The 12,747-nt window shown below is 66.3% G+C and carries 10 protein-coding genes; 2 read left to right on the top strand and 8 right to left on the bottom strand.

Features of this window, described 5'->3' with window-relative positions; translation table 11 throughout:
• Nucleotides 1-181: 181 nt before the first annotated feature.
• Together rpsO and truB are read right to left on the bottom strand one after the other, a co-directional pair.
• Nucleotides 182-451, bottom strand: a complete 270-nt coding sequence (rpsO, locus tag V7E00_RS16630; protein WP_066725397.1) for a 30S ribosomal protein S15 — start codon at nucleotides 449-451, stop codon at nucleotides 182-184.
• Nucleotides 452-473: 22 nt separating this feature from the next.
• A complete protein-coding gene (gene truB, locus V7E00_RS16625) occupies nucleotides 474-1,415 on the bottom strand; it encodes a tRNA pseudouridine(55) synthase TruB (RefSeq protein ID WP_333573711.1) in 942 nt (313 codons plus the stop codon).
• A 209-nt stretch (nucleotides 1,416-1,624) separates the two neighbouring features.
• On the opposite strand from truB, the gene V7E00_RS16620 reads away from it, so the two are divergent.
• Nucleotides 1,625-3,895: a TonB-dependent receptor gene (locus tag V7E00_RS16620; protein ID WP_333573710.1), complete on the top strand. Its 2,271-nt coding sequence runs from the start codon at nucleotides 1,625-1,627 to the stop codon at nucleotides 3,893-3,895.
• 82 nt (nucleotides 3,896-3,977) lie between these two features.
• On the opposite strand, the gene V7E00_RS16615 is transcribed toward V7E00_RS16620, so the two are convergent.
• The 6 genes from V7E00_RS16615 to rimP form a co-directional block, all read right to left on the bottom strand.
• Nucleotides 3,978-4,562, bottom strand: coding sequence for a thymidine kinase (locus tag V7E00_RS16615; RefSeq protein ID WP_333573709.1), 585 nt, complete (start codon nucleotides 4,560-4,562; stop codon nucleotides 3,978-3,980).
• Nucleotides 4,563-4,622: 60 nt separating this feature from the next.
• On the bottom strand, nucleotides 4,623-5,033 hold the full coding sequence (gene rbfA, locus V7E00_RS16610; RefSeq protein WP_333573708.1) for a 30S ribosome-binding factor RbfA: 411 nt from the start codon (nucleotides 5,031-5,033) through the stop codon (nucleotides 4,623-4,625).
• 346 nt (nucleotides 5,034-5,379) lie between these two features.
• Nucleotides 5,380-8,274 carry a translation initiation factor IF-2 gene (gene infB / locus V7E00_RS16605; RefSeq protein ID WP_333573707.1) on the bottom strand — a complete coding sequence of 965 codons (2,895 nt, stop codon included), beginning with the start codon at nucleotides 8,272-8,274 and terminating at the stop codon, nucleotides 5,380-5,382.
• A 4-nt stretch (nucleotides 8,275-8,278) separates the two neighbouring features.
• The gene (locus tag V7E00_RS16600) at nucleotides 8,279-8,983 is read right to left on the bottom strand and encodes a DUF448 domain-containing protein (protein WP_333573706.1); all 705 of its coding nucleotides are present in this window, start codon (nucleotides 8,981-8,983) and stop codon (nucleotides 8,279-8,281) included.
• Between the two features lie 57 nt (nucleotides 8,984-9,040).
• Complete coding sequence (gene nusA / locus V7E00_RS16595) at nucleotides 9,041-10,660, bottom strand: transcription termination factor NusA (RefSeq protein WP_333573705.1); 1,620 nt, start codon at nucleotides 10,658-10,660, stop codon at nucleotides 9,041-9,043.
• Between the two features lie 6 nt (nucleotides 10,661-10,666).
• On the bottom strand, nucleotides 10,667-11,221 hold the full coding sequence (rimP, locus tag V7E00_RS16590) for a ribosome maturation protein RimP (protein ID WP_333573704.1): 555 nt from the start codon (nucleotides 11,219-11,221) through the stop codon (nucleotides 10,667-10,669).
• Between the two features lie 218 nt (nucleotides 11,222-11,439).
• On the opposite strand from rimP, the gene V7E00_RS16585 reads away from it, so the two are divergent.
• A complete protein-coding gene (locus V7E00_RS16585; protein ID WP_333573703.1) occupies nucleotides 11,440-12,720 on the top strand; it encodes a PQQ-dependent sugar dehydrogenase in 1,281 nt (426 codons plus the stop codon).
• The last annotated feature ends 27 nt before the right edge of the window (nucleotides 12,721-12,747 follow it).

Raw genomic sequence — 12,747 nt, 5'->3', positions numbered from 1 at the left:
TTTCCTTCACTCCCCGGTGCAAATCACGCGGGGGGCCTATGCGTGAGCCGTATGTGGCTCGTGGGACCGACCGTATTGCCGGATCCCCCGTTTCGAGCCCCGGCGCCATTCGCCGGGGTCCGCCGATGCGTTTATCGCACCGGAATGACAAAAAGGCGACCCGAAGGTCGCCTTTCCGTGGTTACTTGCGAAGACCGAGCTTCGCGATGAGATCTGCGTAGCGGCCCTGGTCCTTCTTCTTCAGATAGTCCAGGAGGCTGCGGCGCTTGTTGACCAGCATCAGCAGACCGCGGCGCGAATGGTTGTCCTTCGCGTGGGTCTTGAAGTGCTCGGTGAGGTTGGCGATGCGCTCCGAGAGGATCGCGACCTGCACTTCGGGGCTGCCGGTGTCACCCTCGTTACGAGCGTGTTCCTTGACGAGCGCTTCCTTGCGCTCCTGCGTGATCGACATGCGTTTTCCTTCGACATCAAAGCTACAGGTTGAAGCCGCGCACGACCCGGAGCGATCCGGCTTCGGCCTCTACCAGCGCGACCGGGATATCCCCGAGCAGCGCGAAATGGAGGCCATCGTGAACGGCAATCCCGACCAAGACCCGCCCCTGGCGGAGCAGCCCTGCCTGATCGGGGGTGAGGGAAAAAGCCGGGATGTCGTCCAGCCCCGCCCTCAGCGGCAGGCAAATGTCTTCAAGGCGCCGCTCCTTAGCGGCATCGGCCAAAAAGTCCAGCGAAATCGCCTGATCCAGGGTGAACGGACCGGCCTTGATCCGGCGAAGATAAGTGACGTGGCCCACCGTTCCAAGCGCCCGGGCGATGTCGCGCGCAAGGCTGCGTATGTACGTGCCCTTCGATACATGGGCGCGGAGCGTGATGTCCTGAAGCGGCGTCTCCGCCGAGCGCACCGCTGCATGCTCCAGCGCAACGCCGACGCGACGTTCGTGGGGTGAAGGCACCACCTCCAGCGCATAAATCGTCACTGCGCGGCTCTTCAGCACCACCTCTTCCCCAGCGCGGGCCAGGTCATAGGCGCGCTCGCCATCCACCTTCAGCGCGGAATAGGCCGGCGGCACCTGCTCGATCGGCCCGGTGAAGCGCGGCAGCACCGCCTCCAGTTGCGCCAGCGCGGGCCGCACTTCGGACTCCGCGACGGCTTTTCCCTCAGCATCCAGCGTATCCGTCTCCACCCCGAACTGGATGGTGAAGTCATAGACCTTGTCGCTATCGAGCATGCGCCCGGCAAGCTTGGTTGCCTCGCCCAGCGCGATCGGGAGCACGCCGCTCGCCAGCGGGTCGAGCGTGCCGCCATGGCCGACCTTGGCCTTGGCATAGCCGCCCTCGCGCAGCGCGCGCTTCACTGCGCTTACGCCTTGGGTGGAGCCTAGCCCTAAGGGTTTGTCGAGGATGATCCAGCCGTGCATCGCCGGGGCCATAGGAGGCGTTCGGCGGCGGCGCAAACCACGACATTATTGCAACACCCCGAAGCAAAGTGGTCGGGCAGCGCCCGAAACGCTTGCCGCACATGACGGTTCCGCTACAGGCGCGCGAAAAATAGGCGACATCTACAAGAAACAGCCGCGACATCGCGCCGGAGAGGGTGCCCCATCATTACACGGGGACTCGACTCGACATGACCACCGCCGCTCTCCTTCGTGGCTTGCTGCTCGCCAGTGCCGCGCTCACCGCGCCGTCGGCGCTCGCCGCCACCAGCAACGAAACGCCCGCACCCGTACAAGGCGCACAGCCCGACGAGGCCGCACAGCAGCAGGTCGGCGAGATCGTCGTCACCGCGCAGCGCCGCACCGAAGCCGCCAAGGACGTGCCGGTCGCCGTTACCGCGATCGGCGGCGAGAAGCTCGACGTGCTCAATTCCTCGGGCCTCGACATCCGCTTCCTCTCGGCGCGTACGCCCAGCCTGCAGATCGAAAGCTCGTTCGGCCGCACGTTCCCGCGCTTCTACATCCGTGGTCTCGGCAACACCGATTTCGACCCCAATGCAGCCCAGCCGGTGTCGGTGGTGTACGACAATGTCGCGCTCGAGAACCCGATGCTGAAGGCCTTCCCGGCGTTCGACCTCGCCCGCGTCGAGGTGCTGCGCGGCCCGCAGGGCACGCTGTTCGGGCGCAACACGCCGGCCGGCGTGGTGAAGCTCGAATCGCAGCGTCCGACCGACAAGTACGAAGCGCAGGGCAGTGTCAGCTGGGCGACCTACAACACGATCAACGCCGATCTGGCGCTGAACGCCCCCCTCGGCGGCGGCTTCAGCCTGCGCGTCTCGGGCCTGGTGCAGCACCGCGACAATTGGGTGGTGAACGACACCACCAGCAAGGTCAGCGTCGCCAACCGCAAGCTCGAAGGCTATACCGATCGCGCCGGCCGCGTGCAGCTCGCTTATGCCAGCGGTGACTTCAACGCGCTGATCAACGTGCATGGCCGCGATCTCGAAGGTACGCCGCGCGTGTTCCGCGCCGGCCTGTTCCAGCAGGGCTCGAACAACTTCTCGGCCGGCTTCGATCCGAAGCATGTCCGTCTCGACGGCTACACCAGCCAGTGGATGGAGCAGTGGGGCGGCAGCCTGCAGCTCGACTATCATTTCGACGGCATCGGGACGCTCTACTCGATCACCGCCTATGAGCGCGCCAAGGTGCAGAGCACCGGCGACGTCGACGGCGGCGACACCTATGGCGCAGCAGTTCCCGCGCTCTACAACGCGGCGTTTCCGTCCAACACCGGCGGCATCACCCAGCCGAAGGAATTCAGCCAGGAGCTGCGCTTCGCCACCGACCAGTTCGGGGCGTTCCGCGGCCAGGCGGGTCTCTACTATTTCGATCAGAACCTGGACTATAGCGAATATGGCTATAATCCGGGCGGTGGCGCCCAGAACCAGAATATCGGCCATGTGAACATCAACGAGAATTTCGGCGTGTTCGCCTCGGGCGAGTTCAAGGCGACCGACGCGCTCACCCTGCGCGCCGGCGTGCGCTACTCGCATGACCGCAAGAACGACGTGATCACCGGCTTCGGCCCGCTCACCGGTGGCCTCACGCTGCCGCTGCAGACCAAGGTGAAGGGCGAGGCAGTGACCTGGGACGCCAGCGCCACCTATGCACTGACCCCGGACGTCAACGTCTATGCGCGCTTCGCCACCGGCTATCTCGGCCCGGCGATCCAGGACCGCGTGACCTTCGATTCGGTGCCGACCACCGCAGGCAAGCAGTTCACCAAGTCGGCCGAAGCGGGCATCAAGGGCGCGCTCCCGGCCCAGGGGCTGAACTATGCGCTGACCGGCTACTGGTTCCGCACCGACGACCTGCAGCTGACCGCCGTCGGCGGCGCGAACAACTCGACCCGGCTGCTGTCCGCCGATCACGTCAACGGCTACGGCGTCGAGGCGGAATTCAGCTATCGTCCGGTGCGCGGCCTCGATCTGACCGCTAGCGGCAGCTACAACTTCACCCAGATCCGCGATCCCAAGCTGGTCGTGGCGGCGTGCGGCTCGAAGCTTTGCACGGTCACTGATCCGACCTTCACCGTCGGCACCAGCACCTTCGCCCGGATCGACGGCAACCGCCTGCCCCAGGCGCCGCGCTTCGTGCTGAACGCCACCGCCCGCTACGCCGTGCCGCTGGCCAATGGCGGCGAGGTCTATGCCTATACCGACTGGGCCTATCGCAGCGAGATCAACTACTTCCTCTACGAGGCCAAGGAGTTCCGCGGGCGTTCGCTGGTCGAGGGCGGCGTGCGCATCGGCTATCGTGCGCCGGAAGGCTATGAGGTGGCGGCGTTCGCGCGCAACATTCTCAACCAGATCCGGGCGCAAAGCGCGATCGACTTCAACAACCTGACCGGCATGATCAACGAGCCGCGCATCATCGGCGGCGAAATCCGGTTCCACTTCTGATCGGAGGCCCGGGGGACACCCCCCGCGTACTTCATAGCGGGAAGGGCGCTGCGGGGAGATCCTCGCGGCGCCCTTTTCCGTTTCAGCCGATCGCGCCGCGCCGTTCGACGAAATGGCGGCGACAGAGCGCGACATAGCGATCATTGCCGCCAATCTCGCGCTGCGCACCTTCGTGCACCGCTTCGCCGTCGGCATCGACGCGGAGGTTCATCGTCGCCTTGCGCCCGCATTCGCAGACCGACTTAATCTCGACCAGCGAGTCCGCGATCGCCAGCAGCGCGGCCGCGCCTTCGAACAGCACCCCGCGAAAGTCGGTACGCAGACCGTAGCAAAGCACCGGCACCTCGTCCTCGTCGCAGACGGCTGCCAGCTGGCGCACTTGCGCAGCGGAGAGGAACTGGGCTTCGTCGACCAGCACGCAGGCGAGCGGCGCCGCGAAATGGGCGTCCTGGACGATCGTGCGCAGGTCCGTGCCGGCTTCAAAGGGAATGGCATCGGCATGGATGCCGAGGCGGGAATCGATCACGCCGTGCCCGCCGCGGTCGTGCACGCCGGCGGTGAACAGCAAGGTGCGCATGCCGCGCTCGCGGTAATTGAAATCGGCCTGGAGCAGCGTGGTCGATTTGCCCGCGTTCATCGAGGCGTAGTAGAAATAGAGCTTGGCCATCGGCGCATCACACCAAAAGAACCGCCGATGTCCAGTGGGACGGGCAGCAGGGCGCGGCCTTCAGTCCTGCTCGCCCTCTGCCGCCTCGCCCAGGTCCCGCGCCACATTCGGCGCGCGGAGCAGCTTGTCGATATGGCTGCCCTCGTCGAAGCTCTCGTCCGCCAGGAACTTGAGCTTGGCGGCATATTTCATCTTCACCCGGGTGGCGACCTCGCGCTGGAGGAAGGCGGTGTTGGTGCGCAGCGCCTTGAGCACGGCTTCCTCGTCCTTGCCGAGCAGCGGCTTCACGAACACCGTCGCGTGGCGCAGATCGGGGGACATGCGCACCTCGGTCACCGACACCAGGTGCTTCGCCAGCACCTCGTCATGCACGTCGCCGCGCTGGAGGATCTCGCTGAGGATATGGCGCACCTGTTCGCCCACGCGCAGCACGCGGACGGAGCGGGTTTCTTCGGTGTCGTTCTGGCGCATCTTGTGATTTTGACCGGTTTTCGCTATGTAGGACAGGCTACGTTGTGAACTTGCAATAAGTCACTTCCTGAGCCCGGGTGTTCCAGCGCCCGGGCTCAAATTATATTGGGCTCCCGGCGTTCCAGCCCGGGAGCCCGCACTGGTTACTTGCGGCTCAGCTCGATGAGCTTCACCACCAGCCCGAGCAGTGCGACGAAGAATGTCGCAGAGCCCAGAACCAGAACTGCTACGTTTTGAATTTGCAAATTGATCACCTCCTTCCCGGCCGCAGGTGCAGCCGGAAAGAAAGCGTATCACAGGCGAAGCTGCCGAGGAACAAAAGGTGTCCATCGGCAGCCTTGCCCCATTACAGCGTACGCTCGCGCAGCTCGACTTCGTACGTCTCGAGGTAATCACCCGCCTTGATGTCCACGAAGTTCTGCGTGAACGTCACGCCGCACTCGAGACCGGCGCGCACTTCGGCGACATCGTCCTTGAAGCGACGCAGCGAGGCAATCTCGCCGGTGTAGATGATAACGTCGTTGCGCGTGATGCGTGCCTTGAGCGCCTTGCGGATGAAGCCGTCGACGACCAGCAGACCGGCTGCCTTGCCGTGCTTGCCCGCCGAGAAGACTTCCTTGATCTCGGCGCGGCCGACGACCGTTTCGAAAGCCTCCGGCCCAAGCTCGCCCGCCATGCCGGCGCGGATCTCGTCGGTCAGGTCATAGATGACGTCGTAATACTTCAGCGCCACCTTGTTCCGCTCGGCAATTTCGCGCGCCTTGGCATTGGCACGGACGTTGAAGCCGATGATCGGCGCGCCGCTGGCGGCTGCCAGCGAAACGTCGCTCTCGGTGATGCCGCCGACGCCCGAGTGCAGGATGCGCACGCGGATGTCGTCGTTGCCCAGCTTGCTGAGCGCACCCACGATCGCCTCGGTCGACCCCTGCGTGTCGGCCTTGACCACCACCGGATATTCGATCGCCTGCTTGTCCTTGAGCGCGGAGAACATGCTCTCCAGGCTCGCCGGCGCCTGCGTCGTGCGCTTCTGGAGCAGCACGCCCTGACGATATTCGGCGACTTCGCGGGCACGTGCCTCGTTCTCGACGACCTGCATCGGATCACCCGCCGACGGCACGCCCGAGATGCCGAGCACCTCGACCGGCATCGCCGGACCGGCTTCCTTGATCTGGCGACCCTTGTCGTCGATCATCGCACGGACCTTGCCGCTCTCCGCGCCGACGACGAACACGTCGCCCACGCGCAGCGTGCCGCGGTTGACCAGGATCGTCGCGACCGGGCCGCGGCCCTTGTCGAGCTTCGCCTCGATCACGGTGCCTTCGGCCTCGCGGTCGGGGTTGGCGCGCAGTTCGAGCAGTTCGGCCTGGAGCTGGATCTTCTCGATCAGTTCGTCGAGGCCGATCTTCTTCAGCGCCGAGACTTCGACGTTCTGGACGTCGCCGCCCATCTCTTCGACGATCACTTCATGCTCGAGCAGACGCTCGCGCACTCGCTGCGGATTGGCGCTGTCGAGGTCGACCTTGTTGATCGCCACGATCATCGGCACGCCGGCCGCCTTGGTGTGGTTGATCGCCTCGATCGTCTGCGGCATCAGCCCGTCGTTCGCCGCCACCACCAGCACCACGATGTCGGTGACGTTGGCGCCGCGCGCACGCATGTCGCTGAACGCTTCGTGGCCCGGCGTGTCGAGGAAGGTGATCTTCGACTTGTCCTTCAGGGTGACCTGATAGGCGCCGATATGCTGGGTGATGCCGCCGGCTTCGCCGCGCACCACATCGGTACCGCGCAGCGCGTCGAGCAGCGAGGTCTTGCCGTGATCGACGTGACCCATGATCGTGACGACCGGCGGACGCGGCTGCAGCTTGTCCTCGGGATCCAGCTCGGTATCGACCTGGATATCGACGTCGCTGTCGCTGACGCGCTGCACGTTATGACCGAAATCAGTGACGAGCAGTTCGGCAGTATCCTGGTCGATCGACTGATTGACCGTGACCATCATGCCCATCTTGAACAGGGCCTTCACCAGGTCCGCGCCCTTTTCGGCCATGCGGTTGGCGAGTTCCTGCACGGTGATGGCGTCCGGCACCACCACGTCGCGGACCTGCTTGACCTGCGGCTCGCGCGGGCCGCCATAGGAGCGGCGATGCTCCTTCTCACGGGCGCGCTTCAGCGCCGCGAGGCTGCGCGCACGCGCACCATCGTCGCCACCAAGCGCACGGGTGACGGTGAGCTTGCCCGACTGGCGGCGATCGTCGCCCTTGCGGTCGCGCGACGGCTTGGCCGGATCGGCACCCGGGCGACGCGGCGCGGCGCCGGGACCCGAAGGGGCCGGACGCGCGGCACCGGCGCCGGCAGCAGGACGCTGCTGGTTCTGGTTCTGCGCGGGCTGCTGCGTCTGCTGGGTCGCGGCAGGGGCTGCCTGCTGCGGCTCGGGCTTGGGCTGCGGCTTGGGGATTTCCGGGCGCACCACGGGCGTGAAGCGACGCGGTGCGGGCAGCGACGCATCGAGCTGCAGCGTGATCGGTCCCTGCGGGATCGGGCGACGCGGCGGCTGCGCGGGCGCGGCCGGCTTGGGGGCTGCGGCCTGCGGCTGCGCGGGCTTGGGCGCCGCCGGCTGCGGCGCGGCGGCCTGCGGGGCCGCCGGAGCGGGCGCAGGTGCAGGGGCCGGAGTGGGCTCGGGCGTCGGAGCGGGCGCAGGGGCCGGAGCCTCCGCGATCACTTCAGGCTTCGGCTCGGGTGCCGGAGCAGGCGTGGGCTCGGGCGCAGGGGCCGGGGCGGCAGCCGCCTCGGTCTGGGCACGCGCACGCTCTTCGGCGCGGCGACGCTCTTCTTCCTGCGCTTCGGCGCGGAGGCGGTCGTCACGACGACGGCTCTCTTCCAGCGCCTGCATGCGCTGTTCCTCGGCCTCACGCAGCAGCTTGGCCTGGCGCTCCTGCGGCGACAGGTTGTCCATCGGCTTGCGCGGCGGCTGAGCAGCCGGGCGGGGCGCCTGCGGCTGCGGGGCAGCGGCACGCGGAGCCTGAGCAGCCGGCGCCTCGGGCGCAGCGGCAGGGGCCGGCGTCGACTCGTCGATCGGCGCACCCTGCGGGCCGAGGACACGGCGACGCTTGACCTCCACGACCACGGTGTTGGAACGGCCATGGCTGAAGCTCTGCTTCACCTTGCCGGTTTCCACCGTGCGCTTCAGACCCAGCGGTGCGCGCATGCCCAGTTTCGGCTTGTCGTTTTCGGTGTCGCTCATGCGGCTACTCAAGTTCCTCGATAGTGTTCGTCGTCAATGGCACGGCGGACGGCAAAGCCGATGCGCCTTGCGATTCGGAATCGCAAGACACGGGATCAGGTTCGGGTCCGATAAAGTGCAGCCAGCGATCGAGCGCTTCGCTCGTCCGTTGCGCCGCCCGGGCGTCGATGAGTCCGGCGTGTACCACATTTTCGCGGCCTAACGCCAAGGACAATATGGTGCGCGAGACCGGCAATGTTAAGCCCTTGAGGGCAGAACCTTCCCGATACGAGCCAACCCGCCACGCCTGGGCAAGCTTTCGGCTGCCGTCGTCGCGGGCGTCGGAGGCGTGGAGCAGCAGATGGAGTCGGCCGCTGCGGGCGGACTTTTCGATCCGCTCGGCGCCGATCACCACATAGCCGGCCTTCGCCTCCAGCCCCAGCCGGTCGAGCGCAGCGCGCTGCAGCTGGGTGGCGATCCGGTCTTCCAGATCGTCCGGAATGCGAAGCTCGCCGGTACGGAAGCTGCGCGACAGGGCGCCCTTCAGCTTGCCCTTGTCGCGCGATGCCGTCAGCCCCGCCTTGTCGACGGAGATCCAGGCACCGCGGCCGGGGGCCTTGGCACGGATGTCGGGCAGCACTTCGCCCTCGGGCGAAAGCACGAGTCGGATCAGCCCTTCCCGCGGCGATTCCTCGCGCGACAGGATGCAGGTGCGAACCGCGTTGGTCATCGACCCCTCCCGCTGGCGAGAGGGGGGATGACCAATGCCAAGGTCAGTCGGCGCGTATCATTGTTCGGAGTCCGCAATTGCGTCCTCCTCGCCTGCTTCCGCAGGTTCTTCATCGGCGAACCAATGGGCGCGGGCCGCCATGATGATCTCGTTGCCCTGTTCGTCGCTGAGCCCGTATTCGGCGAGAATCCCGCCCTTCGGCTCCTTGCGCGGCGCGTCCTCGCCGCGACGGCGCGGTTCGGCGCGCTTCTTCTCGACCAGCTCGTCGGTCGCCAGATCGGCGAGGTCGTCGAGCGTCTTGATGCCCGCCTTGCCGAGCGTGACCAGCATCGCTTCGGTCAGGTACGGCATCGTGGTCAGCGCATCGTCGACGCCGAGCGCGCGGCGCTCCTCGCGATTGGCTTCCTCGCGGCGCTCCAGCGCTTCCTGGGCGCGGTTCTGCAGTTCCTGCGCCAGGTCCTCGTCGAAGCCCTCGATCGTCGCGAGCTCCTCGATTTCGACATAGGCGACTTCTTCCAGCGCGCCGAAGCCTTCGGCGACCAGCAGCTGGGCCAGCGTCTCGTCGACATCGAGCTCGTTCTGGAACATCTCCGAACGCTCGACGAATTCCTTCTGGCGCTTCTCGCTCGCATCCGCCTCGGTGAGGATGTCGATCGCCTTGCCGGTCAGCTGCGAGGCCAGGCGCACATTCTGGCCGCGGCGGCCGATGGCGAGGCTCAGCTGATCGTCAGGGACGACCACTTCGATGCGATCCTCTTCCTCGTCGATCACGACGCGGCTGACATTGGCCGGCTGCAGCGCGTTGACGACGAAGGTGGCGGTGTCCGGCGACCAGGGGATGATGTCGATCTTCTCGCCCTGCATTTCCTGCACGACGGCCTGCACGCGGCTGCCCTTCATGCCGACGCAGGCGCCGACCGGATCGATCGAGCCGTCATGGCTGATCACGCCGATCTTGGCGCGGCTGCCCGGATCGCGGGCGGCAGCCTTGATCTCGATGATGCCGTCGTAGATTTCCGGCACTTCCTGCGCGAACAGCTTCTTCATGAACTCGGGGTGCGCCCGGCTCAGGAAAATCTGCGGGCCGCGATTCTCGCGGCGGACGTTGAGCACCACCGAGCGGACGCGGTCGCCGACGCGAACGACTTCGCGCGGGATCTGCTGGTCGCGGCGGATCACGCCTTCGGCGCGGCCCAGGTCGACAACGACATGGCCGAACTCGACGCGCTTCACCACGCCGGTGATGATCTCGTTCACACGATCCTTGAACTCGTCATACTGACGCTCGCGCTCGGCATCGCGGACCTTCTGGAAGATGATCTGCTTCGACGCCTGCGCCTGGATGCGGCCAAACTCGATCGGGGGCAGCGGATCGACGATGAAGTCGCCGACCTTCGCGCCCTTCTGCAGCTTCTGCGCGCCCTTCAGGTCGACCTGCTTGAAATAGTCGTCGACGGCTTCCACCACCTCGACGACGCGCCACAGGCGGAGATCACCCGAGACCGGATCGAGCTTCGCGCGAATGTCGTTCTCGACGCCATAGCGGTTCTTCGCGGCGCGCTGAATCGCATCTTCCATCGCCTCGATGACGATGGCCTTGTCGATCAGCTTTTCCTTCGCGACCGAATCGGCGATCGCGAGCAGCTCGGCCTTGTTGGCAGAAATGGCGGTGGCCATCCGGGCTTATCCTTCTACTTCGATAATCTTGTCGGCGCCCTCGGCAGAGAGCGGCGCGGTGGCGGCGATCAGCCGATCGGTCATCGTCAGCTTGGCATCCTCGATCGCCGCGAACGGCAGCACATGCTGTGTCTCGTCCTGCGTCACGATCGTGATGGTGGCGGCTTCCGTATCGATTCCGGCGAGATCGCCCTTGAACTGCTTGCGCCCGTCGAGCTTCTCGGCAAGCGTGATCCGGGCCTCATGGCCCTTCCAGTCGGCGAAATCCTGCAGCCGGGTGAGCGGCCGGTCGATGCCCGGCGAGCTGACTTCCAGCCGATAGGCATGGTCGATCGGGTCGCGGCCCTCGGCCTCGAGACGATCGAGCAGGTCCGAGATGCGGCGCGACAGATCGGCGCAATCGTCGATCGTCAGCTGACGCGTATCCGGGCGCTCGGCCATGATCTGCAGCGTGGGATCGCTCTGGCCGCCGAACAGCTTCACGCGCACCAGGGCAAAGCCCAGCGCCTGCGCTTCGGTTTCGATCATCTTGGCCAGTTCGGCGAGATTCGCCACACACATCTCCGGGTAAACTCAAGCAGCTTCGGCGCCGGAGCCTGGCGGCCCCGACCTCGATCATGTTTGACGATGTCCGAGAAAGCAGCCGCGATATACGCAATCCGGGCCCTGTCAGCAAGGGGGCGGCGGGCGGCGTTGCATCTTTTCGAGCAGGACAGGCGTTGCAACTCGTTGCAAAACCGGCTGCGTTGGCGGCCGCGCCACCGCCGGAGAGGATTTCCATGCCCCGTTCGCTGTTGTTGATCCCTGCCCTGTTCGCTGCCGCCTGCTCGTCGCCGGGCTCGAATGCGCAGCAGCCTGCAGGCACCGCAGGCACGCCCACGCCGCTGCCGGTGCCGAGCGGCACTCCCGCCCCGCTGCCCGCCAGCGTTCCCTTCACCGCGACGCGCGTTGCCGATTTCGACTCGCCCTTTGCGCTTGCGTTCCTGCCCGATGGCGCAGCGCTGGTGACCGAAAAGGGTGGCCAGATCCAATATTGGGAAGTGGGCCAGAAGGCGCAGGCAGTGACCGGGGTGCCCAAGGTCGCTGCGGGCGGACAGGGTGGGTTGCTCGACGTGGCTCCGGCACCGGATTTCGCCAGCACCAACACGATCTACTTCACCTACTCCGAGCCACGGGCGAACGGCAGCGCGCTGGCGCTGGCGCGCGCCAAGCTGACTCGCGGCAAGGCGATGGCGCCGCGACTCGATAGCGTCGAGGTGCTGTTCCGCAGCGGCGCGGACGGCGACGGCGGCCAGTTCGGCGCGGTGATTGCCTTCGCGCCCGACGGCAAGTCGCTGTTCCTCTCCTCCGGCGAGCGCCAGCGCTTTACCCCCGCACAGGACCCGAACCAGGCGATCGGCAAGATCCTGCACCTGACGCTCGACGGCAAGCCAGCCGCGGACAATCCGGATGCAGGCAAGGTCGGCGCAACCACCGTGCAGGTGATCGACCCGCCCGAGGACACCGAAGCCGCCAAGACCGCCAAGGGCCGCCCCTTTGCCTTCGACGGCCCCAACCCGGCCCCGGCATCGATCTGGAGCAGCGGCCATCGCAACCCCTATGGCCTGGTCTTCGACTCGGCCGGCAATCTGTGGGAGCACGAGATGGGCCCGCAGGGCGGCGACGAGCTCAACCTGATCGTCAAGGGCCGCAACTATGGCTGGCCCAACGTCTCGTTCGGCGAGAATTACAACAACAAGCCGATCCCCAAGCCCAAGGCGGGCGACGGCTATGAGATGCCCAAGCTCTACTGGGTGCCGTCGATCTCGCCTGCGGGCCTGATCCAGTATACCGGCAGCGAGTTCCCGCAGTGGAAGGGCTCGCTGCTGATGGGCGCCATGTCCGGCCAGGCGCTGATCCGCATCGCGCTCGACGGCACCAACGCCCGCAAGGCCGACCAATGGGATCTGGGCATGCGGATCCGCGACGTGGCGCAGGGACCGGACGGCTCGCTGTGGCTGCTGCAGGACGGCGCCAAGGGCGATGGCGGCTGGCTGATGCGGATCAGCCCGAAGAAGTAGTCAGCCTTCCAAGCCTTCGCTCCCCTT

The organism is Sphingomonas sp., assembly GCF_036731925.1.
GTDB lineage: Bacteria > Pseudomonadota > Alphaproteobacteria > Sphingomonadales > Sphingomonadaceae > Sphingomonas.
This window is presented reverse-complemented; position numbering and strand designations above follow the sequence as displayed.